This window comes from Gilvimarinus japonicus (assembly GCF_042847215.1).
Classification (GTDB): domain Bacteria; phylum Pseudomonadota; class Gammaproteobacteria; order Pseudomonadales; family Cellvibrionaceae; genus Gilvimarinus; species Gilvimarinus japonicus.
Map to the genome: position 1 here is coordinate 479954 of NZ_AP031500.1, position 25059 is coordinate 505012.

The 25059-nt window shown below is 56.7% G+C and carries 14 protein-coding genes and 1 CRISPR repeat array (1 of these 15 running past the window's edge); of the genes, 2 read left to right on the forward strand and 12 right to left on the reverse strand.

All coding sequences use genetic code 11. The annotated features are described in order from the left end of the window. Positions 1–571: a CRISPR direct-repeat array (repeat unit 28 nt; unit sequence GTTCGCTGCCGCACAGGCAGCTAAGAAA) (it extends 1019 nt beyond the left edge of the window). 79 nt (positions 572–650) lie between these two features. Then, on the reverse strand, positions 651–1703 hold the full coding sequence (locus ACGHAD_RS02020) for an aldo/keto reductase (protein ID WP_382416868.1): 1053 nt from the start codon (positions 1701–1703) through the stop codon (positions 651–653). A 245-nt stretch (positions 1704–1948) separates the two neighbouring features. Here ACGHAD_RS02020 and ACGHAD_RS02025 point away from each other — a divergent pair, with 245 nt between their 5' ends. Further along, positions 1949–2680, forward strand: a complete 732-nt coding sequence (locus ACGHAD_RS02025; protein ID WP_339618135.1) for a sulfite exporter TauE/SafE family protein — start codon at positions 1949–1951, stop codon at positions 2678–2680. Between the two features lie 114 nt (positions 2681–2794). Here ACGHAD_RS02025 and ACGHAD_RS02030 read toward each other — a convergent pair whose 3' ends face one another. The 10 genes from ACGHAD_RS02030 to ACGHAD_RS02075 all read right to left on the reverse strand — a co-directional run bounded on the left by ACGHAD_RS02030 (position 2795) and on the right by ACGHAD_RS02075 (position 23204). After that, positions 2795–3100: a DUF2288 domain-containing protein gene (locus tag ACGHAD_RS02030; RefSeq protein WP_382416871.1), complete on the reverse strand. Its 306-nt coding sequence runs from the start codon at positions 3098–3100 to the stop codon at positions 2795–2797. Beyond that, on the reverse strand, positions 3097–4023 hold the full coding sequence (locus tag ACGHAD_RS02035) for a hydroxymethylglutaryl-CoA lyase (protein ID WP_382416873.1): 927 nt from the start codon (positions 4021–4023) through the stop codon (positions 3097–3099). The genes ACGHAD_RS02030 and ACGHAD_RS02035 overlap by 4 nt, the downstream gene beginning before the upstream one ends. After that, positions 4023–4628 (reverse strand): flavin prenyltransferase UbiX, encoded by a 606-nt coding sequence (locus ACGHAD_RS02040; protein ID WP_339617965.1) that lies wholly within the window; start codon positions 4626–4628, stop codon positions 4023–4025. The genes ACGHAD_RS02035 and ACGHAD_RS02040 overlap by 1 nt, the downstream gene beginning before the upstream one ends. 18 nt (positions 4629–4646) lie before the next feature. Next, entirely contained in the window at positions 4647–6008 is a 1362-nt protein-coding gene (mpl, locus tag ACGHAD_RS02045; protein WP_382416875.1) for a UDP-N-acetylmuramate:L-alanyl-gamma-D-glutamyl-meso-diaminopimelate ligase, read from the reverse strand. A 232-nt stretch (positions 6009–6240) separates the two neighbouring features. After that, positions 6241–14598: a VCBS domain-containing protein gene (locus tag ACGHAD_RS02050; protein ID WP_390403211.1), complete on the reverse strand. Its 8358-nt coding sequence runs from the start codon at positions 14596–14598 to the stop codon at positions 6241–6243. Between the two features lie 101 nt (positions 14599–14699). Continuing rightward, positions 14700–16043, reverse strand: coding sequence for an HlyD family type I secretion periplasmic adaptor subunit (locus ACGHAD_RS02055; protein ID WP_382416879.1), 1344 nt, complete (start codon positions 16041–16043; stop codon positions 14700–14702). Further along, positions 16040–18220 (reverse strand): peptidase domain-containing ABC transporter, encoded by a 2181-nt coding sequence (locus tag ACGHAD_RS02060; protein WP_382416881.1) that lies wholly within the window; start codon positions 18218–18220, stop codon positions 16040–16042. Before ACGHAD_RS02060 ends, ACGHAD_RS02055 begins: the two co-directional genes overlap by 4 nt. Next, positions 18217–19824 (reverse strand): ABC transporter transmembrane domain-containing protein, encoded by a 1608-nt coding sequence (locus ACGHAD_RS02065; protein ID WP_382416883.1) that lies wholly within the window; start codon positions 19822–19824, stop codon positions 18217–18219. The genes ACGHAD_RS02060 and ACGHAD_RS02065 overlap by 4 nt, the downstream gene beginning before the upstream one ends. Before the next feature lie 302 nt (positions 19825–20126). Continuing rightward, positions 20127–21842, reverse strand: coding sequence for a GNAT family N-acyltransferase (locus ACGHAD_RS02070; RefSeq protein ID WP_382416885.1), 1716 nt, complete (start codon positions 21840–21842; stop codon positions 20127–20129). A gap of 120 nt (positions 21843–21962) precedes the next feature. After that, positions 21963–23204 (reverse strand): hypothetical protein, encoded by a 1242-nt coding sequence (locus ACGHAD_RS02075; RefSeq protein WP_382416887.1) that lies wholly within the window; start codon positions 23202–23204, stop codon positions 21963–21965. Between the two features lie 101 nt (positions 23205–23305). Between ACGHAD_RS02075 and serB the strand changes: the two genes are divergently transcribed. Continuing rightward, positions 23306–24523, forward strand: a complete 1218-nt coding sequence (gene serB / locus ACGHAD_RS02080) for a phosphoserine phosphatase SerB (protein WP_382416889.1) — start codon at positions 23306–23308, stop codon at positions 24521–24523. A gap of 119 nt (positions 24524–24642) precedes the next feature. Here the strand turns inward: serB and ACGHAD_RS02085 are convergent, their stop codons facing one another. Further along, on the reverse strand, positions 24643–25053 hold the full coding sequence (locus ACGHAD_RS02085) for a hypothetical protein (protein ID WP_339617970.1): 411 nt from the start codon (positions 25051–25053) through the stop codon (positions 24643–24645). Positions 25054–25059 lie beyond the last annotated feature (6 nt).

A 25059-nucleotide genomic window follows, 5' to 3' on the forward strand; every position in this document is an offset into this window, starting at 1 on the left:
TCGTTCGCTGCCGCACAGGCAGCTAAGAAAAAGGGTAGAAGGCCGGAAGCCCCACGGTGGTCGTTCGCTGCCGCACAGGCAGCTAAGAAATTCTAGCCAAGAAAGCGCGTCAACCCCAATGCGTTCGCTGCCGCACAGGCAGCTAAGAAAGATAGACTCAGCTCGCAGCGCAATCAATAGAAGTTCGCTGCCGCACAGGCAGCTAAGAAAACCCTGACCACCCCACGCAGCACGCGGGTTACAGTTCGCTGCCGCACAGGCAGCTAAGAAAATTACGTGCGCGAGGTGTAGTTGTGATTGATTGTTCGCTGCCGCACAGGCAGCTAAGAAATAACCGATTTAACTCAGCCTTTAACTTAAGCAGTTCGCTGCCGCACAGGCAGCTAAGAAAGCATAGTAGACGTAGACGGTAACCCCATACCGGTTCGCTGCCGCACAGGCAGCTAAGAAACTATCGCGATTTCACGAGAAGATCCTCGCCAGGTTCGCTGCCGCACAGGCAGCTAAGAAAAAGAGATGCTGGACATCGAAGCATCCGAGCACGTTCGCTGCCGCACAGGCATCTAAAAAATCACTACCGTAAAAACCGTCGCCACCTAGTAGTTACTCGTCACATATAAATACGAAAAATAAGGTGACTTTACCTCTCGTTAAAAAGGCACCGGAAACTGCTTATGCACATCCGCAATATCACTTAACGCGCTTTCACTTAACGTTAACTCAAACGCATCGATATTCTCTTTAAGCTGCTCTAGGTTGGTGGCGCCGATGATGGTGGAGGTGACGCCATCGACTTGGTTGCACCAAGCCAGCGCGAGTTGCGCGGGGGTTAAGTCGTGTTTTTGTGCAAGGTCGCCGTAGGCGGCGACGGCGGCGTTACTTTGTTCGGTATCGCGGAATAGGCCGTTGCGTTGTATTAAGTTCCAGCGGGCGCCTTGGGGGCGTGCGCCGTTTAAGTATTTGCCGGTAAGGGCGCCGGTGGCGAGTGGCGACCAGGGCAGGTAGGCCACTTGCTGGTGTACGCAGCTTTCGATTAAAAACGGCCAGTCGCGGGTTTGCAGCAAGTTAAATTCATTTTGGATGGCGGTGACGCGGGTGAGGTTGTGTTGCTCGCTTAAACGGATGTATTCGTTAATGCCCCAAGGGGTGTCGTTGGATAAACCAAAATGGCGAATTTTGCCGCTCTTTACACTCTCGTCCAGCGCTTGCAGTATTTCTAGCATTTGCGCTGAGTGTGCGGCGGTGTCTACATCGCTAAAGCTGATACGGCCGGGCGCGTGTTTGCCAAAGTGCGGCGAGGTGCGGTTGGGCCAGTGCAGTTGGTAGAGGTCGATGTAGTCGGTTTGCAGACGGGCGAGGGAATCGTCTATCGCGGCTAACACTGTCTCGCCGGTAATGTCTTGGGCATCGCGAATGTGTTTTAGGCCGTTGCCGGCTATTTTGGAGGCGAGAATAAATTCATCCCGGCGCGATGGGTTGGCGGCTAGCCAATTACCGATCATGGTCTCGGTGGTGCCATAGGTGTCAGCGCTGGGGGGCACGGCGTACATTTCGGCGGTGTCGATAAAGTTGATGCCTTGGTTTAGGGCGTACTCGATTTGCGCATTGGCATCAGCCTGATTATTTTGCTTGCCCCAGGTCATGGTGCCTAAGCAGGCTCGTGACACTTTGAGGCCGCTGTAGCCGAGAGTGCTGTATTGCATTGGGTTGGCTCCGGTTGTAGAGGGTCGGTTGGGGGTTATTATGGGGGCTGATTCGCGGAATCTCTAGGCTCGATTTGTTGCGTGTTGAGTCAGGCGCGGGCTGGCTGGGTTGTACCGGTAATACCTGATGCCGAGGCGATAAAAGTTTTGCAAAAAAGGTCGCCTGAAGGTCGTATCGCCGTTAGAATTGTATGATATATTGCCGGTGCGACTTATTTTTAAATGTGAATACTGGGAACCCCTCTTTGTCTGATATTACGTTGCTTCAGCTTATTCTTGCCAATTTGGCCCTGATCGCGGGGGCGTGCCTGCAAGGCGTGGCGGGCTATGGCATTGGTACGCTGTCGGCACCTTTGATGTTTTTGATTAGCCCGGCATTCTTGCCGGGGGTGATGATTATCAACGCGGTGGTGCTGACTGTGCTGATGCTGGTACGCAATCACCAAAGCTTAAGCTTTAGGCCGGTGCGCTACGCGATTGTGGGCAATGTGGTAGGTACGGCGCTGGCTGCAGTAACACTGGCTTTTTTGACCGCGCAGGGCTTTGAGCTGGCGTTTGGCGTGCTTATTTTACTGGCGGTGGGCATGAGTGTGATGGGGCTTAAGCCGAGCCTGTCGGCGCGCAACAGTATGCTGGCTGGTGGTGCGTCGGGTTATATGGGGACGATTACCGCCGTGGGCGGGCCGCCCATCGCACTTATTTACCAGAACGAAACCGGGCCTTTGGTGCGGGCGAATTTGTCGGCGTTTTTCTTATTTGCCAGCTGCGCCAGTATTGTAGCTTTGGCGCCTGCGGGGTATATCGGCAAAGATGAGCTAAAGTTGGTGTTGATGACATGCCCCGGCGTGTTTATCGGGTTTTGGTTGTCTGGCCATCTGGTAAACCGTTTGCCTTTTCATGCGTTGCGGCCGATTATTTTATCGGTTGCGGCCATTGCCGGTGTGGCGGCGGTAGTGCGTGGGGTATTGACGTATTAAGGGAACGTCGAGTGCGCAAGCGCTTGACGAGATTCTTTTGGGCGTTGCAATATTTCCGTTATCCGTTATCCGTTATCCGTTATCCGTTATCCGTTATCCGTTATCCGTTATCCGTTATCCGTTATCCGTTATCCGCTCCTGCACTACTACCCAGGGCTTAACCACTACGGCCCAGACAATGGCCTCTGCCGCAAACCAGCGGCCTGCCTGCTCGTCGCTGACCGGTTGCACTTGGTTGGCTTGCATCCAGTGTTGGATTTGCGCGGCGTTATCTTCAGCCATGGCGGTCGCTACAAGGGTTAAGTCCAGCTCGGGGGCGACGTAAATGGCGGTGCCGCCGGCAAAAAATCGCTGCAGCTCGTGCCAGGGGATGGGCGCGGTTTCTAAGTTAACTTTGGCTTTAAGAATATCGTCGGTCATAATATTTTTTGAGTTCGGGCGCTGTGCGCTTGGGTGACTTTGCTGTTATTGCGTTTGCCTAAGCGGTCGCAAATGCGCTGCCCGGCGGCCATCAGCTGATGCAGATTAATACCGTGGTCGATGCCCAAACCATCCAGTAAATAAATGACATCTTCGGTAGCGACGTTGCCCGTGGCGCCTTGCGCGTAGGGGCAGCCGCCTAAGCCGGCGACTGAGCTGTCGATAACGTGCACGCCCATTTGCAGCGCCGCTAAGATGTTGCTAAGCGCTTGGCCGTAGGTGTCGTGCATATGCACGGCGAGCTGCTCGACGGGAATGTCGTTGAGTAAGCAAGCGAGCAAGCGTTGCGTATCGGCGGCGGTGCCGACGCCGATGGTGTCTCCCAGCGATACTTCGTAGCAGCCCATAGCTAAAAGTTCGCGGGCGATAGACAAGCACGTTTGCGGCTCGACTTTACCCGAATAAGGGCAGCCCAGTACGCACGATATATAGCCGCGTACCGGAATGTTGTTGGCATTCGCAGCCGCGACCACTTCGGCAAAGCGCTCGAGGCTGGTATTGATATCGCAGTTAAGATTTTTTTGGCTAAAAGCCTCGGAGGCGGCGGCAAAAATAGCCACTTCATCGGCGCCGGCGGCAAGCGCGCGGTCAAAGCCTTTGATGTTGGGGGTAAGGGCGCTGTAACTGACGCCGGGTTTACGCGTAATCGCGGCAAACGCGTCGCCGCTGTCGGCCATTTGTGGCACCCAGGTTGGGTTTACAAAGGCGCCAGCCTCTATGCGTTGCACCCCGGCGTTTGCCAGCGCGTTAATTAAATCGACTTTATCGTCTAGGCTAATACGCCCCGGCTCGTTTTGTAAGCCATCGCGCGGGCCTACCTCTACGATGCTGGCCCGTGTGGGTAAGGTGGCGGTTAACGGCATTAATCTTCGCCCCAGCGCGGCATTAGGTCTTGCTCTAACCCGAGCTGATCGAGAATCCGGGCAACCACAAAATCAATTAAATCTTCCACGCGGTCGGGCTGCATATAAAAGCCGGGGCTGGCGGGCAGTACCAGCGCGCCTAATTGCGTGACTTTAAGCATGTTCTCTAAATGAATGGCCGAGTAGGGCGTTTCGCGCGGTACAACTATCAGCTGGCGCCGCTCTTTTAGGGCAACATCGGCGGCGCGCTCGATTAAATTATTGCTGGCGCCGCTGGCGATGCTTGATAGGGTGCCGCCGCTGGCGGGGCAAATCACCATAGAGGCGGGTGAGCTGGAGCCTGAGGCGACCGGAGAAAACCAATCATCGCGGCCAAACAAGATTAGCTGTTCGTCATCGGCGCCGTAGCGCTGGCTTAAAAACAGTTGTTGCTCGTCGAGATCGGAAGGCAAATCTAAGTTGGTTTCGGTGCGGATTACCACCTCGGCGGCGCTGGACAGCAGAAGGTAAACGCGACAATCAGCCGCCAGCAAACATTGCAGTAGGCGCAAGCCGTATTGCGCGCCCGAAGCGCCGGTCATGGCGAGGGTAATAGTGCGTGACACAGTAGTGGCTCCTGCTTTTTACATGGCGTGTTTGGTCAGTTGCTGCACCAGTTTTTGGTGCAAGCCTTCAAAGCTGCCGTTGCTCATAATGACGATGTGGGTGTCGGCCTCGGCCAGCGCTAAAGTGTCGTGAATTAAGGTGTCTAGCTCGTGGTACAGCTTGGCGGGTACCGGCGAGCTGTTGACCACCTCGTGCATATCCCAATCGGTGTGTGGTGGTTGATACCAGAGCACATCGTTGGCGTGCACGCAGGAGGGCGCGAGGGCTTTTTTATGGGTGCCTAAGCGCATGGTGTTGGAGCGCGGCTCGATAATGGCAATAATTTTGTCGTCGCCAACTCGGGCGCGCAAGCCTTCGAGAGTTGTGTGAATCGCCGTGGGGTGATGGGCAAAGTCGTCGTACACTTTTACGCTGTGTATATCGGCGATGCATTCGAGCCGGCGTTTAACGCCTTTAAATTCGGCCAGCGCCCGGGCGCTTACCTCGGGTGTAACACCTACGTGCCGTGCCGCGAGCATGGCACCAATGGCGTTGCTGACATTGTGTTGCCCACTCATACCCCACTGAACCTCGGCTACCTGAGTGTCGCCGTCGTACAGAGCAAAGTGCGAGCCGTCGGCGGCGAGATTTTTACTCTGCCACTGGCCCTCGGGGCCAAAGGTTTGCGATTCGCTCCACAGGCCTTTTTTAATCACACTCTTTAGCGCGGTGTCGTTAGCCGGATAAATAACGCGGCCATCACCGGGCACAGTGCGCAACAAATGGTGAAATTGTTTTTGAATGTCCGCCAGCGAATCAAAAATATCGGCGTGGTCGAATTCCAGATTATTGAGCACTAATGTACGCGGTTGGTAGTGGACAAATTTCGAGCGCTTATCAAAAAACGCGCTGTCGTATTCGTCGGCCTCGATGACAAAAAAGGGCGTGTCACCCAAGCGCGCCGACTGCGGAAAGTTTTGCGTGACGCCGCCGATTAAAAAGCCCGGCGCCATACCCGCGTACTCTAAAATCCAGGCCAGTAAACTGGCGGTGGTGGTTTTACCGTGGGTGCCGGCTACCGCTAACACCCACTTGCCGGGCAGCACGTGCTCGCGCAACCACTGAGGGCCGGAGGTGTAGGGCAGGCCTTTATTAAGCACAGCCTCGACGGCCTCGTTACCGCGGCTTAACGCATTGCCAATAATCACCAGGTCGGGCGCGGGCTCTAGCTGGCGCGGATCATAGCCTTGTATTAGCTCAATGCCGGCGGCCTCAAGCTGAGTGCTCATGGGGGGGTAAACGCTTTGATCCGAGCCGGTTACCCGGTGCCCAAGGGCTTTGGCAAGCTGGGCCAGGCTGCCCATAAATGTGCCGCAAATGCCGAGAATATGTATGTGCATAGAAATGTCTGCCCCGCAATAGGTGTCGCGAGCTTAACACGAGGCAGGATGCCGCAAAAGTGAGGCAGCACCTTAATCGCGCAAAGAGTCGCGCTTGTGTTTCTCGTCACGGCCGAGCGTATCGTCGGAGTTGTCTTTTAGGTTATCGCCACAGTCGCTGGCTTTTTCGGCCGCGTCATTTTTGTGCTGTCGCGCCCTGGCGCTTGGGGCGCGTGTTGATGGTGACTTGTTGTCATCCGTGCAGTGGCGGCTCGTCTTGCCCCGGTAAAATATCGGGAGGGTCGATGCTGATTGCATCGTCGCCCAGATCATAAATGTCGGCGGCATTATTATCATCCGTAGTGCCAAAAGTGAGCGCACCGGCGGGCTCGAGTGATTGTAAAAGACTGTCTATCGGTGGCGCTGTGAGGTTCTCTGCGCTGACGTTTACGATGTCAAGGTAGTCCGCAACTTCGGTGGATACATCGACGCTGGACGTGGTGCCGACGTCGTGATTGGCGACTAAATCCAAGTACGGTTGTAGCGCAGAGTTGTCATGATCGGCGAGTGTGAGTAGCTCGCTTTCCGGGGGGCGCGCGTCGCCTGTTAGGGGGCCACTATCGGCGTGACCTGAAGCAACCGGTGGCGCTGGGTTCACGTCGGGGGCTACTCCGCTTGTACCTTGGTTTGCTGTTTGGATTGGCGTCAAGGTTGGTGGTTGGGTGCCACTTTGTACGGTAAGGCTAAACACCGTATCAATGGATTGCCCTTGCGGGTCGGTGGCGGTCACGCTGATTTGGGTGGTGCCGATGTCTGCGCCATCAGGTGTACCGCTGAACACACCGGTGCTGGCATCAAAACTGAGCCAGTTGGGTAGAGTGCCGGTGGACAGCGTTAAGGTATCGCCGGTATCGACGTCCGTAAAGGTGCCAGCGGGCAGTGAAAAGTGGAAGGCGGTATCTTCACTGGCCGCCTGACTGGTCACCACATGGCTGACGACCGGCGCGTCGTTGGTGCCGGTCAGGTGTATCGTAATGGCGTCTGAGATTGTCGAGTTGGCGCCACTGGCGTCAGTAACGGTAATGGGGATGACAATATCCAGCGGTTCACCGGCGGCCAAGTGCTGGTAGGCAGGGTCGGACGGGTTAAAAGTGAAGGTGTCTGCCCCCAATGTAAAACCGGGCACGGTTGCAGTGGTAGAAAGGTGTGTTCCCGCTGCGCCTTCACCGCTATCAAAATCGGCCACCAACATTTGGTGCGATATCACGCCGTCGTCTTCGTTGCGCACATACGTATTGCGCCCCACCAGATAGGGCGCATCGTTGCTGCCGGTAATTTGAATGGTCAGGCTACCGGTATCGGTGGCGCCAGTGGCATCGGTGACGGTGAGTGGGATGGTTAGGGTCTCGACCCTGCCGGCGGGTAGGTGGTTATACGCGCGGTCGGTGGGGTTAAAGCTCCAGCTACCGTCGCTGTGCAGGCTAAAGCCATCCACTGTGGCGTGCGTGGCGTAGCTAAGCGTATCGCCCGTGTCCGGGTCGGTGGCCGTGATTTGGCCACTAAGCCACAAGCCGCCCTCGGTCGTCGTTTGGGTCGACACCGGGTTTAAAGTGGGCGCATCGTTGGTGTTGCTCACCGTAAGATCAAAAGTGGTGCTGACTTTAGCGCCGTGGCTGTCGGTGGCGGTCACGGTAAGTGCGGTGGTGCCGACATCGGCGTTGCTCGGTGTGCCCGTAAAGGTGCCCGAACTGGCATCAAAGCTGAGCCAGCTGGGTAGAGTGCCGGTGGAAAGCGTTAAGGTATCGCCGGTATCAATATCAGCGAACGTGCCGGTTGGCACCGCAAACTGAAAGGCCGTATCTTCGTTGGCACTTTGGGTGCTGATGACCTGGCTGACGGTTGGGGCATCGTTGCTGCCGGTAATGGTGACGGTTACCGTTTGATCGACCGAGCCTCCATGCCCATCGGTAGCTCGCACGGTAAACGTCTCGTGCTCCTGTTGCCCGTCCAGAAGGTGTTGAGTGCGATGGCCTTGATCCAGCCGGTAAGCCCACTCGCCAGAGTTGCCATTGATCGCAAAATAGCCAAAATGGCCGACGCTGGGGTTCGCGGCGCTTACGCTACTGCTGACTACCTGCCAAGTAAGGGTATCGCCAGTGTCTAGGTCGGTGGCGCTAAGCTGGCCGCGGGCCAGGCTTGTGACGTCCTCTGTGCTGGAGCCCTGAGCGTCAGCCGCTGCGCTGGTAATCACCGGGGTGTCGTTGGTGCCGGTCAGGTGAATCACCAGGTTTTGCGCCGCGCTTGCGCCTGCACTGTCGGTGACAGTCACCGGAATCGTTAAGGTTTGTGGCTGGCCTGCTCCAAGGTGCTGATAGGCGGTATCCGAAGGATCAAAGCGCCAGCTGCCGTCAGTGTTCATCGTCAAACCGGCCACGGGCGCGGCGATACCGAAGGTCAGTGTGTCACCGGTATCCGGGTCGGTCGCTGTCAACTGGCCATGCACCTGCTGGCCGTCCTCACTCACGGTGACGCGGGCGATTGGATTCAGGGTGGGGGCATCGTTGGCGTTGCTAACCACCAGATTGAAGGTGCTGCTGACCTTAGCTCCGTGGCTGTCGGTAGCGGTTACGGTGAGCGCGGTGGTGCCCACATCGGCATTGCTCGGTGTGCCCGTAAAGGTGCCCGAGCTGGCATCAAAGCTGAGCCAGCTGGGTAGGGTGCCGGTGGACAGCGTTAAGATATCGCCGGTATCAACGTCCGTAAAGGTGCCAGCGGGCAGCGCAAAGTGGAAGGCGGTATCTTCACTGGCCGCCTGACTGGTCACCACATGGCTGACGACCGGCGCGTCGTTGGTGCCGGTCAGGTGTATCGTAATGGCGTCTGAGATTGTCGAGTTGGCGCCACTGGCGTCAGTAACGGTAATGGGGATGACAATATCCAGCGGTTCACCGGCGGCCAAGTGCTGGTAGGCAGGGTCGGACGGGTTAAAAGTGAAGGTGTCTGCCCCCAATGTAAAACCGGGCACGGTTGCAGTGGTAGAAAGGTGTGTTCCCGCTGCGCCTTCACCGCTATCAAAATCGGCCACCAACATTTGGTGCGATATCACGCCGTCGTCTTCGTTGCGCACATACGTATTGCGCCCCACCAGATAGGGCGCATCGTTGCTGCCGGTAATTTGAATGGTCAGGCTACCGGTATCGGTGGCGCCAGTGGCATCGGTGACGGTGAGTGGGATGGTTAGGGTCTCGACCCTGCCGGCGGGTAGGTGGTTATACGCGCGGTCGGTGGGGTTAAAGCTCCAGCTACCGTCGCTGTGCAGGCTAAAGCCATCCACTGTGGCGTGCGTGGCGTAGCTAAGCGTATCGCCCGTGTCCGGGTCGGTGGCCGTGATTTGGCCACTAAGCCACAAGCCGCCCTCGGTCGTCGTTTGGGTCGACACCGGGTTTAAAGTGGGCGCATCGTTGGTGTTGCTCACCGTAAGATCAAAAGTGGTGCTGACTTTAGCGCCGTGGCTGTCGGTGGCGGTCACGGTGAGTGCGGTGGTGCCCACATCGGCGTTGCTCGGTGTGCCCGTAAAGGTGCCCGAGCTGGCATCAAAGCTGAGCCAGCTGGGTAGAGTGCCGGTGGATAGCGTTAAGGTATCGCCGGTATCAATATCAGCGAACGTGCCCGTCGGCAGCGCAAAGTGGAAGGCGGTATCTTCGCTGGCAGCCTGGCTGGTCACCACATGGCTGACGGCCGGGGCGTCGTTGGTGCCGGTGAGCTGGATTACGAGGCTCCGGTTGTCTGTTGCTCCTGCGCTATCGGTGACGGTGACAGGAATGGTTAAGGTTTGGTTTTGACCGTCTGGCAGGCTTTGGTATTGATTATGCGAGGGGTCGAAGCTCCAGGAACCGTCGGAGTTAAAGGTTAACCCGTCGACAGCGGTTGCGATATTGAACGTCAGGCTGTCACCGGTATCTGGGTCGGTCGCTGTCAACTGGCCGTGCACTTGCTGGCCGTCTTCACTCACGATGACGCGGGCGATTGGGTTTAGGGTGGGGGCATCGTTGGTGTTGTTAACCACCAGATCAAAGGTGCTGCTGACCTTAGCGCCGTGGCTGTCGGTGGCGGTCACGGTAAGTGCGATGGTGCCCACATCGGCGTTGCTCGGTGTGCCCGTAAAGGTGCCCGAGCTGGCATCAAAGCTGAGCCAGCTGGGTAGAGTACCGGTGGATAGCGTTAAGGTATCGCCGGTATCAATATCGGCAAAAGTGCCGGTTGGCACCGCAAATTGAAAGGCCGTATCTTCGTTGGCACTTTGGGTGCTGATGACCTGGCTGACGGTCGGGGCATCGTTGCTGCCGGTAATGGTGACCGTTACCGTTTGATCGACTGTGCCCCCATGCCCATCGGTAGCTCGCACGGTAAACGTCTCGTGCTCCTGTTGCCCGTCTGGTAGGTGTTGAGTGTGTCGGCTTTGATCCAGCCGGTAAGCCCACTGACCAGAGTGGGTGTCGATTGCAAATCGACCAAAAAGGCCTACACCGGGGGTTGTGGCGCTTACGCTACTGCTGACCACATGCCAAGAAAGGGTGTCCCCAGTGTCTAGGTCGGTGGCGCTAAGCTGGCCGCGGGCCAGGCTTGTGACGTCCTCTGTGCTGGAGCCCTGAGCGTCGGCCGCTGCGCTGGTAATCACCGGGGTGTCGTTGGTGCCGGTTAGGTGAATCACCAGGTTTTGCGCCGCGCTTGCGCCTGCACTGTCGGTGACAGTCACCGGAATCGTTAAGGTTTGTGGCTGGCCTGCTCCAAGGTGCTGATAGGCGGTATCTGAAGGATCAAAGCGCCAGCTGCCGTCAGTGTTCATCGTCAAGCCGGCCACGGGCGCGGCGATGTGGTAGACGAGAGAGTCACCGGTATCGACATCGGTGCTCAACATGGTGCCGGTTACCACCGCGCCATCTTCGGTCGCGTTGGCCGCAGGTGTCGCACTTAGCACGGGCCTATCATCGGTGCCGATGAGCTGAATAACCAGCGTCTGACTCGCCGTGGCCCCCGTAGTATCGGTGCCGGTTACCGGGATACTTAGTGTTTGCGGCTGCCCGGCGGCCAGTGATTGGTAGGCCCCATCGCTGGGGTCAAAGCGCCAGCTGCCATCGGTGTTAATGGTAAAACCGGCTACGGGCGCGGCTATGCTGTAGACGAGCGAGTCACCGCTATCGATATCGGTGCCCAGCATGGTGCCGGTTATTACCGTGCCATCTTCGGTCATGCTGGCTGTGGGCACTGCGCTGAGCACGGGTCCATCATTAGTGCCGGTGAGCTGGATCACCAGCGTTTGGGTTGCCGTGGCGCCCAAGGTGTCGGTGACGGTTACCGGGATACTCAGTGTTTGCGGTTGCCCAGCCGCCAGTGATTGGTAGGCTCCATCGCTGGGATCAAAGTGCCAGCTGCCGTCGGTGTTTATGCTCAAGCCGGCCACGGGCGCGGCGATACTGAAGGTCAGGGTGTCACCGGTATCCGGGTCGGTCGCTGTCAGTTGGCCGTGCACTTGCTGGCCGTCCTCACTCACCGTGACGCGGGCGATTGGGTTCAGGGTGGGGGCATCGTTGGTGTTGTTAACCACCAGATTGAAAGTGCTGCTGACCTTAGCGCCGTGGCTGTCGGTGGCGGTTACGGTGAGCGCGGTGGTGCCCACATCGGCGTTGCTCGGTGTGCCCGTAAAGGTGCCCGAGCTGGCATCAAAGCTGAGCCAGCTGGGTAGGGTGCTGGTAGATAGGGTTAAGCTGTCGCCGGTATCTATATCGGTAAAGGCGCCGTCGGGGATCGCGAATAAGAAGCCGCTGCCCTGGGCGGCGCTCTGGTCGGTTATGGCTGCGGCAACAGTAGGAGCATCGTTGCTTCCGGTAATGATGACAGAGATCTGTGCGGGAGTTCCATCGGCACTGTGTACGGTAAAGGTGTCGATTAGTTGTGCGCCCGCCCCTAATTGCTGAATGGCCGGCGCGCTGTTGTTGGCACTGTAGTGCCAGAGGCCGTCAGCGGCAATATCAAAGCTGCCATGCAGTCCTTGCAAGCCGGTCTGGCTAATAAAGTGATCTTCAGCGGTATCTGGGTCGCCAATCGTCAATTGGCCGCTGGCCAGTAGTTGTGTGTTGCCTTTTACGAGATGATCTTCGATGACCTCGCCACTATGAACTCCGGTAATCAGCGCGCTACCGTTTTGTCCGGTAAGGGTAATGACGAGGTTTTGGCTGGCGCTCGCGCCATGGTCGTCAGTGACCGTAATTGGGATGCTCAGCTGTTGCTGTTGGCCGGCGTTGAGGCCCGCATAGGCACTGTCACTCGGGTTAAAACTATAGTGGCCATCGGGGGTGAGGTGAAAGCCGGGTACCCGTAAGCCACTGCTAAAGGTTGCGCTGTCGGGCAGGTCTGGATCGCTGCTGAGAATTTTTCCGGTAATCACCCCCCCGCCCTCGGTGGCAACGGCAGGCGTAATGGCGTTGATAACTGGGATGTCATTGGTCCCGGTGAGAGTGATGACAAGGTCTTGCGAGTGGCTGGCGCCGTGCGCATCGGTGGCGCTAATGGGGATGGTGTAGGTTTGGCTTTGGCCCGCTGACAGAGAGTTGTAATGGTTGTCGGAAGGATTAAAGCTGAAAGAACCGTTAGGGTTAATAGTGAAGCCTGGCAGTGTTTGGGCTGTGCTAAAACTGATGGTGTCGCCGGTATCACTATCGACGGCCTGTAGTTGTCCGTGGACTGTCGGATCACCTTCGTTGACGGCAAGTGGGGCGATGGTGCTGAGCACCGGTGCCTGATTGGTCCCGGTTAAAATAAGGGTGATGGTTTGAGTGTCCGAGCCACCCGATGGGTCGGTGACTTTAACCGGGATATCGATTTGCTGTACTGAGCCCTCTGCCATAGGTGTGTAAGCGCTGTGGCTAGGGTCAAAGCGGTAGCTGCCATCCGGGCTGAGCCGAAAACCGGGTACTGGAAAGCTACTGCTAAAAATGAGTCCGTCGGTACCATCTGGGTCTTGAGCGGCGAGTTGACCGAGTACCAACTGACTGCCTTCCAGTAGGTGTTGCGCCGGTACGGCGGCCATTACCGGCGCGTCGTTAGTTCCCACGACAGTGACGATGACGTGTTGCTGGGTACTGCTGCCGTGCTCGTCGGTAACCGATAGTGTAAAGGTCTCTGAGGCGCTAGCACCGCTGGGCAGCGCTTGTGCCGCAGGTAACGACGGGTCAATTTGATAGTGCCATTGGCCGGCCAGTTGGTCGTAGTGAAAATGGCCAAACTGGCCTTGTTGATCGATGCCCGCCCAGTTTAATTGCGCCTGATGATCGATGTCGGTTGCTTTGACTGAGCCGCTAGCCTCTGTTGCGCTCGTCATATCCAGTAGGGCGTGAACCTGAGCGCCCGGCAAGAGAGTGGGGCCATCGTTGTTGCCGTTGATGTCGAGTGTAACGGTCGCCTGCGAGCTTTTACCATGGCTGTTGGCGGTGACTAAAAAGGTATCGCTGACCCGTTCACCAGCCGCGAGTGCCTGCACGGCCGGATTGCGGTTATCCAGTTGGTAAGCCCATTGCCCACTCGCGTCGATCTGTAGTTGGCCGTATTGACCCCTCGGCGTATCGACGTGCCATTGCGGTGTTTCTTGCGAGCCGGACAACACTAGTTGGCCAGTGGCTGAGGTGGTGTAATCTTCCGTTGTGCTGCCCGAATCGACGCCCGCAATGGCGAGCTGGCTACTGCTCGGGGTTATGGGCGATGTCGTCGCAATAGCGCCAAGAGGTGTTAGGCCTGTGGAAGCTTGGCCACCGGTAGAGGGTAATCTAGAGCCTCCATCGGGTGTTTGATTTGGTTCCTGTGGGGTACTGGCTATGGGCGGTATGGTACCGACGGGGGTATGGCCATCGGGGGTGGGGGGAGTAGAATTTTCGTCGGTTGTTTGGCCTGATCCCGGTATGGTTGTCGGGGATTGGGTCGGCGGCTGCGTCGTGCTGTCGACAGCTGGCCCTGTGCTAGTGAGTGGGTGCGGGGTTCCCGTGGTAACTGATTGAGTTAGCGCCGTTTGCGGCGGTCGCTGCGCAGCGCTGCCCTGTGGCAGAGACTCGCCAGAGGTGGTGCTGACGCTCTGGCCCGGTTGTTGGGTGTTGGGTAGCTCCGTGGTTAGGTCATTAATGTGCGGTTGCGCCGGGGCGGTTGCGGCTTGCTGGCTTACCGAGGCGTTATTGCTGCGCAGGCTGGTTAAGGCAAACTGCATGGAGCTCGCGTTATTAACGGCGTGAAATACTCCACCGACCTGGGTGTTGGCGCTCTGGCTCATGGCACTGGCGCCGCTGATCGCCGGACCAATTAACGGGGTGCCACTGGTACTGTGTGCTAGCGAGTAGGGTTGAGCGTGATAGGCGGCATCTGGGCCGCGAGATATAACTGGGTGACTCGTACCCGAGCTGCTTTGCACTCTTGCGTCCGGCTCGCTCAGGGGAGAGTCAGGCGCTGGTTGATCCCAGCCAATGGGGGCCTCTTCGATGGCGCTCTGCTCTGACTTTACCGGTGCGGGCCCGTGGGTTTTTAACGGGTCCGAGGACGGTGGTTGCGGGCCAGTGGGTCGTTTAGCCATAGCGCTATCTCGCTTTACTTAATGATGCCAGTGTTTATTGGCGAGGGTAGAGTGTTTATTCAATCGCCGCTGCAGTCCTTACCGGGGATGTTGCCGTCCTATCACCGTTCGTGAAAGGCCGACTTGGTGTTTACATAGACCGGTTTAAGTAAATACTCAAATACGGTTTTACGCCCGGTCACTATATCGGCCTCAGCCGTCATGCCCGGAATTAAACGTCGACTTTGATCATCGCCGATGTAGTCTTTGTCGAGGGCAATTTGAATCCGGTAAAAGGGCTGGCCGGTTTGTGGTTGCTTAAACGCTGAGGGCGAGATGTTTTTTACCGTGCCTTGGACCGCCCCAAACCTACTGTAATCAAACGCATCGATTTTTACTGAAGCCGTTTGCCCCTTGCTCACAAAGCCAATATCGCGCGGGGTTACCATCGCCTCTAGGATAATGCCCTCTTCGGTCGGAACAATCTCCGCTACTGTGCCGCCAGCCGGTATTACGGCCCCATTGCGGGTATCGGGAAGCTCTTTAATATAGCCAGAGACAGGGGCAAGCAGCGCGCTGCGGCCATGGCGAGCATCGAGGGCATTAATTTCGGCGTCCAGCTCGGCGATTTTTTCCAGTAACTCGCTGCGTTTCGTGCGAGCTTGCTCGACGATTCCTTCGCGGGTCGCCTCTAAGTCGGCATCGGCGCTGTCGATGGCGGTTTTTAGCTCGCTCTGGCGCGATTTCACTTCTTGTAGTCGGCGTTGTGCGGCGGCGGCTTGTTGCTCGGCGTTGGCTAGCTGCACCCGAGAGATAACGTCTCTATCCACCCCTTCGCGGTAGCGTTTGAGAATATCGTTGGCGGCATCGAGCTCACGCTGGGCACTGGGTAGCTCTTGCTCGTTACCGGCCAGTGCCGCGCGTTGTTGCTCGGTGCCAGATAGACGCGCTTTGGTTTGCGCGACGTTAAGTGCCGCCTCTCGGGTGTAAAGGGCTTGGGCCTCGGCGACTAACTGCGGGTAGTGGCTAAAACCGGAAAAATCAGGCGCTCGGCCATCGGCCAAAGCACCCCAGCGCTCTAAGTCGATTTGATAGGCAATTCGGCGTACCTGAGCTTGTAGTTGCTGCTTTTGCACCTCGGTGGCGGCAAACCGCGCAATTACGCTGCCTTTTTCGACATAGTCGTCTTCTTTTACCAGTAGTTCGGCCAGTATGCCCCCTTCCATGGATTGCACCAGTTGCACGCCGGATAGAGGTTTTATTTCTCCTCGGGCGCGGGCCAGCTCATCCACTGGGGTGAAGATCGCCCAGAGCAAAAAAGTGATAACCAATACCACAACGCCCATGAGTAAGCGATGTAGGTTGCGACTACTGTTACCGTCGTCCAATAGGGTGGTAATGCTGTCAGTTGGGCGGTTGTCGGCGCCGGTAATGGTGACGATGTCCACGAGTTTGTTGTCGGTCATGGTGTTACTTCCTCGTTAACAGTCGCCGTGGTTGTAGCTTGCGGTTCGGCTATAGGGCCAAAATGCACTAAGCTGCCGCGATCGAGCACGGCGATTTGATCGGCCATTTGAATAAGATCCGGGCGGTGAGTCGCGAGGACGATGGTTGTCGAGCCTCGACGGGTACGAATCAACTGTTGCAGCAGTGGGTTCAGAAGAGGGTCGCGGTCACTGATCGGGTCGTCCAGCAATAGCAGAGTAGGCGCACCGAGAATGGCGTCGGCGAGCCCCAAAATATAGCGGTGGCGTATCGAGGCAGCATCGTGCTGCCAGGGGTTGGAGCCCTGTGCCAGTGCAGTCTCGGCATTGGTAGCGCCCAGCAAGCGCCACCATTTGGCGCCGGCTACCGCTTCTAGCGCGTGGGCTATTTCTGAGTCGCCGGCGGCGGGATGTCCGAGCTTTAGATAATCTCTGACGGACAGGGGCAGAGCGCGTGGCACCTGCGCCTGAAAGCCCACCCAGCTGCGGTAATCGGACGGATCAAATTGCCGAATATCCCGCCCATCAACAGAAACACTGCCGTTTTGAGCGCTACGGACACCACTCAAACATTGCAGCAAGGTGGATTTACCCGAGCCGTTGGGGCCGACGATCGCGAGCATTTGTCCTGCCGCAAGCTCAAAGCTGATGCTGTTGAGTGCCGGCTCTTGGTCTGGCCCATAGCGATAAAAGAGTTTGTCGACGTTAAGGCTACCCTGCAGTGGCTCGATGGGCGCTAAGGTATCAGGCAGTTGCATTTCACCGGCACTGGCCATCAAACGATCGAGCTGGTTGGCGGCATCGTGAATTTGCTCGAGCCGGACGCTGAGCGAGAAGTATTGCAGTGCTGGGGTAGTGATGCGCCAAATAAGCATCATAGTGGCAATTAAGCCGCCGGTACTCATATGGCCCGAGAGCGTGAGAAGCACACCGCTGCACATCGTCGCCAGTACGGTCAGCATGACCAGGGCTTGTCCGCTGGTTTGCATTAAGTTTTGTGTCTCACTCAGCCGCCTGTTAGCGGCAGCGCCTTCTAAAATGGCGGCTCGCAGTCGTCGTAACCAGTGGTTGGTACCACTAATGCCCTGCAGTGCATGTAGGCGCAGCGCGCAGGCAGAAACTTCATTCATCAGCTGATTGCTCGCGGCACTCACAGCGGCGGTACGCTGGTAGATAAGTGGTACAAACAGATGCCGGGCGGCCGCTAGGGCGCCGAGCCCTAAAATCGGGATAAACACAATCCAGCCACCCCAAATGGCAATCACGATTAAAAAGACGACGACAAAGGGGTAGTCGATGAGCGCGGTGCCGCCGGAGCCACCTAAAAACTGACGCACGCTCTCGAGTGAGCGCATACGATTAATGTTGTTTTGCACCCCTGAGCGCGAGGAGATTTCAATGGGGAGCCCCAATGTTTTACGAACCACGGCGGGGCCAATATTCGCGCCCGCCCAAGCACCTATGTGCGCGAGTACCCGGGCCCGCCCCAAGCGCAGCAGCCAGCCCCCGATGATGGCGATAAAGGCCGCTGCCGATAGCGCCCAGAGTGTGCTGCTAATGCCCGTGGGAATGACGTTGTTGTACACCGTCATAATAAAAAACGAGACCGCCAGGGCCAGAATATTAATCACCAAGCTGACAAAAATCGTTCCGGCGATTTCACGCCGGGCGCGATTGAGGAGGCGGTTAAACCACATAGGTTGTGGGGCATCGATGGGCAAATAGCGCGGGTCTGGAGTTACATACAGCAGTGTTACCGAGGCCGCTGTTGGCTGCCACTGGCAGGTGGGTGAGGTGCCATCGTGCCACCAGTGTTGCTCGCCATTTTGGCCGAGATAGGTGTAGCAGTTGTCGCCATTGATCGCGAAGCTGCCTTTAGGCAATTCATCGAGTTGCGCTGTACTATGGTAACGACGCTCTGTAAGGCGAAAACCTATGTCCGCCAGCAGGCGCTTTAGGTCAGGCACTGTAAACTGGGCGCTCTGACGGGGTAGCGGGGCAATCAGGGCGCGCTCAGAGCCAAACCAGTCGAGAGCGACAAGCGCGGCTGGGAGGCAGCGAGCCAATGTCGAGCTAGCCCGGCGCTCTTCACCGAGTATGCGGCTGTAGCGCGCCAAGCGCTCGCCTTCACTCCAAAACCCTGGGTTTATGGTACTCATGGTTGGCCCGTTTTAAGGTCAAGTGTGCGGTCACAGCAGGCGATAATGTCCTCGCGTCCGGTGGAAACCAATACGGTGGTATGGCCGTGGAGTTCCTGTAAGACCCGTGCCAGCCGTTTACAGCCGTCGATGTCTAAACCGCGATCCGCGTGATCGAGTAAAAGTACTTTGGGTTGGCGTACCAGAGCCCGGATCAGCGCCACCCGTTGATACATGCCTTCGTTTAAGCTCTCGGCCATTAAAGCGCCGATATTGGTTAGCAGACCGTGTTGTAAGTGGTCCGTCATGTTTAATAGCCCGAGCTTGGCGGCGTAATCGCGAGCACTTTGATTAAAGCGTGGATCGTACAAAGTGAGGTTATTTAAAATCGACCCTGGGATCATGGCCGGCTGCCGAGGCACCAAGCAAACGTCTTCACGTAGCGTATCCACGGGCAGGGTTAACGGATCGATGCCGTCGATTTGCACCTGAATACCGTGGTTGTGCGTAAGTCCGGCAACGGCCGCCATGAGGCTGGAAACCCGGGTGTTGTCTGCGCCGTAAAGTTGTACCGCCTCGCCAGCTTTTATCTCGATACTTTGGGCGAATGAAGCCTGCGCAGAAATCTTGATGGCACCGTTGGTAATGTTTGCCTGATGCTGAGTTGAGTCGGTTTGCGCCCGCTCAGCGGCCGTGGGAATATCCGTTAGTTCGCGCAATTTTTGTTCGGCATCGTCAATTTGTGCGGTGCGCGCTAGATAGGATAACCCGGCAATTACCGGGGCAATGGAGCGGCCGGCCAATAGCGTGCAGGCGGCCAGAGCCCCAGTGGTTAATTGGCCGTCCATCACTTGCATTGCGCCAAAAATGACGACGAGTACACTGGCCAGTTGACTGACCAGCGAGGCGTTTTCCCGCACCCACGCCGTGTGTTGTTCGAGCTTGGCGCTGGCCAGCAGGTAGTCTTCGTTTAATTCGCCGTAGCAGCGGGTGAGGCTCGGCTCGGCCCCACGGCTTTTGATCTCGGCGAGGCCGGCAAACAATGACCAGAGAAAGTTGCGGCGTTTGCGGTCGGTTAGTTCAGCCTGTAACACTGCACGCTTGGTCGCCGGTAGCGCCAGCAGTGAAACCCCTAAAGTGATAACAAACAACCCTAACGGGATGAGTGCGAGCCAACCGCCTATATAGGCGATCAACCCAATATACACCGCCACAAAAGGCAGCTCGTACAGGGCGATTGCCGCGCTGCCGGACCAGTGATCACGTACTGTGGCAATGGCGCGCACAGAGTCGACAATTCTGACACTGCCGCGTTTTTCAACCTCGGCGATATCGGCTTTTAACAAGCGGTCAAATACTTGAAGGGTTTTTTCTGCCTCGTAGCGCTCGCCTATACGCGCAAATAAAGCGCCGCGGCCGTAGCGCAAGATAGCTTCGAGAATAATGGCCAGACCGACACCGATGACCAAGATGCTGGTGGTGCCCCACGCTTGATTGGGCAGTATGCGGTCGTAAACCTGTAGCAAAGATAAAGGCAGGGCCAATGCCAAAATGTGGATGACGAGAGACACGGCAAAGACGTCTGGCCGTGATGTCATGTATCTGGGGATGGAGTAGATATCCATTGATGGTAAAGAGTCCATTTGCGAAGGCTTACTTCTGCCAAGAATATAACAGTTTGCAGCACGCTGCACGGCCTAGAGGGAGTGTCGTTGCATTAATGAGTGATTTTAACGGATGTACTTGGGAGTACCTGTTATAGGCGTCAGGTTTGTGCGGGTTATTGGTCGCTCACGGGCGGTGGGCAATGGCTGGAGTGCGGGCTTTATTTAGGTGAGCGCTCCCCGTGATTGCCAGAGCGGGGAGCGTATTGTAGCGGTTTGCGCTAGCGCTTGTTGGCGATACCTGAGACGCCGTTTACACAGTCTTAGCTGTCGCCTAAATAGCGTTTGCGCTTATTGGCTTTCATTTTTGTCAGATCACCCATAAATAATCCATCCAGGCAGTCGCCAAAATCTGAGTCAACGCTAAAGGCTAATAGCTGATAGCCGCCGGGCTCGTAAAGGGCCGCATATTGCTTGTATAGCGTCGGGATTTTGTGGCCGGCGGCCGAGAATTGTTTTTGCAAGTAACGAAAGCCGTCCTCAACATCCATGTCGGCAAATAGATGTTGTAACTCTTGGTGTTTGTCGTCGTCCAGCAAGTGTGGGTGACGCGCGCCGGCCAGGGGCGGTTGGCACTGGTAGTAATGTTGATAAAAATACACGCATAAATCACGCAGTGCTTTAGGGTAGGTGGCACTCATACTGACCGGCCCTAATACGTAACGCACGGAGGTGTCGTGTTGTAAATAGGCGCCGAGCCCCTGCCATAAATATTCCAAACTGGCTTTTCCCCAGTAATCTGGGTGAACAAAGCTACGCCCCAGCTCCACCGCTTGTTGCAAATAGGGATAGAGCGTGGGTTGATAGTGAAACAGCTCATCGGTGTAAAGACCCGTTGAGCCGTGTTCGCGCAAAATACGGGCGCAGTCGGCAATGCGGTAGGCCCCTGCAATGCATAGGCGGTTATCGTCCCACAATACTAAATGGCGGTAGTGCTGATCGTATTTGTCTAAATCGCGCCGACTGCCGGTGCCTTCGCCGACAAGGCGAAAGGTGAGCTCGCGCAGACGACCGATCTCACGCAGTACGGTGGGATGGCTGTGGTAGTCACACAAAAAGATTTTGTGGTTGTCTGACGTTTTGCCAATCTCGGTGGCCGTTGCAAATTCTAGTTTAAGTGCGGCGCGATCTTCCGGGTGGGCGATGGTGCGCTCGGTAACAAACTGCGGTTTGTTTTTTTTACGCAGTTTGTATAGGTGCTTTTTAAGGCGTTGTATTAATGCTTTGTCGGCCAGTTTATCGTTGCGTAACTCGGTGTGCGGAATCGCCTCGCCCACCCGAAAGCGAATTTCGCCCGAGTGTTTTTTAAACATCTCGCGGGCGAGTAACGCAGTGCCAAAAGGTTTGTACAGCATAGATGCGCTGTAAAACAGCAGCGAGTTTTTGGCCTCGATAAAGATAGGCAAAATAGGCGCGGAGGTTTTGCGGGCAAAGTGCAAAAAGCCCGAGTGCCACGCGCCATCGCGGATGCCTTTAGGGCTGGCGCGTGAGACCTCGCCTGCGGGAAAAATAATCACGGCCTCGTCATTGTTAAGCGCTTCGAGAATGGCTTTATAGCTTTGGCGGTAGGCGCTGCGGGTCATGTTGTCGAGTGGCAAAAACACACTGTGCAGTGGCTTGAACGCCATCAGCATATCGTTGGCGACGATCCGCACATCTTTGCGAACTTCACTGACCATACGCAGTAGCGCTAAACCGTCGAGTGAGCCGATCGGGTGGTTGGCAATAATGACGACGCGCCCTTGCGAGGGGATGTTGTTGCGGTCGCGGCTGCTAACGCTGTAGTTAAAATTAAAGTACTCGAAAATCTGATCGATAAAATCAATCCCGCGCAGGCCGTTGTGGTTGTGCAGAAACTGATTGATCTCTTGCTCGTGGGTCAGCTTACGCAGCAACGACAGTGTCGTGCCGCGAAGAACCGGTCGGCTGTTGGCAAAGCCTGGGAACTTGTTGGTCACAGATTGTTCGATGTTCAGCATATCTCTCGCCCATAACAAAGCGCCGCGTTGAATGCAGTGTGCGGCTATGGGGTTACGCTAAAATCAAATCGTGACCGTTGTGTGATGTTTTAGTGACAGGGCGGTGACAGGGCGACGCCCTTAGGCGTCGCTGGTGGCCAGACTTGCTAACTGTTGCTCTTGGCGCTGCAGCAACGATTCGTAGGGCGGTTTAATCTGCTCTAAGTGATCGGCGGCGTTAATTTGTACGTGTTGCTCCAGTAAGTCGCATTGCAGCGCCGGGTCGACCCACACGGCCGGGGTAGTATGGGCCGGAGGCTCTGCTTGTGTGTCGGTGGCCATTACGTTGGCGGCCAGCTTTAGCACGGGGCGCTCGCCACTTAAGCTAAGGCGCAGGGCGAGCTGGCAGATGCAAAGCGCGTAAAAACTGGCATCGGCTAAGCTGTCGCCGGTTACGGTGAGCTTCATGCGTTGGTTGCGCAGCGGTCCCTTGGTGCCAGCGTACAGGGCGAGTATGCCGCTGAGCGCTTGATCGAGACGCTCTAGTCTGTGATTAAACCGGCCCAGGGTAAGCTGCAATCGCAAGGTGTCGATATTGAGAAACACCAGCTCAATGATAACCGCGTGTTGTGGCGCCTCGTGCTCTTTCTCGGCTTCGGACCAGTGGGTGTCGGGCTCGCTTGGGCCCTCTTGGTTTGCGTCCGGTCTGGGTGAGGGTTGCTCGTCGTCCTCGGGCGACTCGTCATCGTCCCTGGGTTGGTTTGTGACTTCCTCATGGGTGGGATCTGGCTGCGTAACAGGTGCCGTCGGCTCGCTTGGATGGGCTTTAGTTGCGGGCGCCGCGGCAGAGAGTGTTTGTTCTTCGCGGATAGTGTCGCGCCTTTGCTGGAGAATATGCTGCGTTAGCCATAGGCCCGCGATGCATAGCAGTATTGCGATACTCCACACCCATAAAAACAGTCCATACAGCTGGCTGGTGGGCGGCGTTTGCAGTGTGACCGATAGATGGCCGGCGATGTGAGTGTCGAGGGTGATACCGGCGCTGTAGCTCGGTGTCTGGTAGCCCACCGGTGCCGTGCTCTCGCCGTGTTCGACCAGTAAGCGGTTTTCGACATCGCGAATACTGGCACGCAGCACGGCCGGTTGTGTGGTGACCGATTGCACGATCACTTGTAAGCTGATCATATCTTGCGCCAGCGCCGGCTCGACCGCCTGCTCTGCGGCGCGATCGGCTAAAGCTTGCCCGTAGCGATCGAGTTGCAGGGCGTGTTGTTGTCCCGCAAAATGCAATACCAGTGCGGCGCCGAGTACCCCGAGTAGCACCATGGCAATGGTGCAAAGGCCTAGCTCTGGGTGCTGCTTTAAGGTCTGGCGTAAACGCATGGTGAGTCCGGTGAGTTAACTTTGTGGCGGCATTTTAACGCAATTAGTATTGGGCCGACTATAAACGCTATAATAGCGCTTTTGAGACGTGATCTGGCAACGTGAAACAAATCCTTCTGATTAACGCCGCCGGTGCTGACCGGCCGGGCGTTACCTCCGTTATTACCCAAGTGCTCGGCCGCTACGATGCGGCGATACTTGATATCGGTCAAGCTGTTATTCACGACAATTTGGCGCTCGGTTTACTGGTGGCGATAGATACCGGCCGTGTTTCTGAGCCCGAGCTACTGGCTGAGTTACAGGGCGCGACGGTTAAGCTCGATATCAATGTTCGCTTTACCAGTATTAGTTACGATAGCTACGAGCACTGGGTCGAGCTTGCGGGCAAAGCCCGTTATATCGTTACCTTGTTGGCGCGTGAGGTCACGGCGCATCAAATCGCTGACTTGACCGAGGTCACCGTACAGCACGGTTTGAATATCGACAATATCAATCGCCTGTCCGGTCGCATCTCACTCGATAGCATTGACGACCGCGCCAGTGCGTGTGTGGAGTTCTCGGTGCGGGGCGAGCCCGCCGATCGCGAGGCATTGCGTGCCGACTTTATGGAGTTATCCACTCGCCACGAAGCCGACATCGCCTTTCAGCGCGATACCGTGTATCGCCGCAACCGCCGCTTAGTCTGCTTTGATATGGACTCAACCTTGATTGAGGCCGAGGTCATCGACGAGCTGGCCAAGGCCGCCGGCGTGGGTGAGCAAGTGGCCGAGATCACCGAGCTTGCTATGCGCGGCGAACTGGACTTTAACGAGAGCTTTGCCCGTCGCATGGCCTTGCTTAAAGGTCTGGATGAAAGTGTTCTGGAAGGGATAGCCGCTAATTTACGCATTACCGAGGGCGCCGAGAAACTGATCAGCAGCTTAAAAAAGCTCGGCTATAAAACCGCGATCCTCTCTGGTGGTTTTCAGTACTTTGGTGAATACCTGCAAAAAAAACTGGGGGTCGATTACGTTTACGCCAATACTTTGGATGTCGTTGATGGCAAAGTTACCGGCGAAGTAAAAGGGCAGGTAATTAATGGCGAACGCAAAGCTGAGCTGTTAAAAATGCTGGCCGAGCGCGAGGGCATTACCACCGAACAAACTATTGCCGTGGGCGATGGCGCCAATGATTTGCCGATGCTGGGGGCGTCCGGCCTGGGCATTGCCTTTAGAGCTAAACCGTTAGTAAAGGCCTCGGCCGAGCAATCTATCTCGACCTTAGGGCTAGACGCTATTCTTTACTTAATGGGCTTTCGGGAGCGCGATCAGATTTTATAGCAAAAACTTGCACGGTGAACGGCGACGGCTACTATTTTCCGTTCACCGTTCACCGTTCACCGTTCACCGTTCACCGTTCACCGTTCACCGTTCACCGTTCACCGTTCACCGTTCACCGTTCACCGTTCACCGTTCACCGCGACGCACGTCGCATCGGGAATGGGCCACTCCCGGTTACTCTGCCGGTGTCTCAGTCGGCATTGGTCATTCACTAAATACAGCTCAAAGTGATCGGGCCGGTCGCGCCAGCTGCCCTGTACGCCGGCCGCCTCTATGCTGCGGGGCCGGCTAGCGGCGTCGATAATCAGTACGGGTTTATCGGTTAACGCTTTTGTCGACAAGGTCACCTCGGTATTAAGCGCGCTGTCGACGATTCTTTTGAGTTGCGCTTGCGCGGTAGCGTCGGGCTTAACCAACAGCGCCGGTTGCGGCTCGGGCATAGAGGTGCTTTGACACCCACCCAGTGCGACAGCCAGCAGCAAGCTCGCGCTAAGGCGGGCTGCTGATGTTAGCTTGATGGTTTGTGGCATAGTGAT

Coding starts and splice junctions, on each gene's coding strand:
- ACGHAD_RS02055 (WP_382416879.1), bottom strand. CDS start 16,043: ATGACCGACAACAAACTCGTGGACATCGTCACCATTACCGGCGCCGAC.
- ACGHAD_RS02070 (WP_382416885.1), bottom strand. CDS start 21,842: ATGCTGAACATCGAACAATCTGTGACCAACAAGTTCCCAGGCTTTGCC.
- ACGHAD_RS02085 (WP_339617970.1), bottom strand. CDS start 25,053: ATGCCACAAACCATCAAGCTAACATCAGCAGCCCGCCTTAGCGCGAGC.
- mpl (WP_382416875.1), bottom strand. CDS start 6,008: ATGCACATACATATTCTCGGCATTTGCGGCACATTTATGGGCAGCCTG.
- ACGHAD_RS02050 (WP_390403211.1), bottom strand. CDS start 14,598: ATGGCTAAACGACCCACTGGCCCGCAACCACCGTCCTCGGACCCGTTA.
- ACGHAD_RS02065 (WP_382416883.1), bottom strand. CDS start 19,824: ATGGATATCTACTCCATCCCCAGATACATGACATCACGGCCAGACGTC.
- ACGHAD_RS02035 (WP_382416873.1), bottom strand. CDS start 4,023: ATGCCGTTAACCGCCACCTTACCCACACGGGCCAGCATCGTAGAGGTA.
- ACGHAD_RS02030 (WP_382416871.1), bottom strand. CDS start 3,100: ATGACCGACGATATTCTTAAAGCCAAAGTTAACTTAGAAACCGCGCCC.
- ACGHAD_RS02060 (WP_382416881.1), bottom strand. CDS start 18,220: ATGAGTACCATAAACCCAGGGTTTTGGAGTGAAGGCGAGCGCTTGGCG.
- ACGHAD_RS02075 (WP_382416887.1), bottom strand. CDS start 23,204: ATGCGTTTACGCCAGACCTTAAAGCAGCACCCAGAGCTAGGCCTTTGC.
- ACGHAD_RS02020 (WP_382416868.1), bottom strand. CDS start 1,703: ATGCAATACAGCACTCTCGGCTACAGCGGCCTCAAAGTGTCACGAGCC.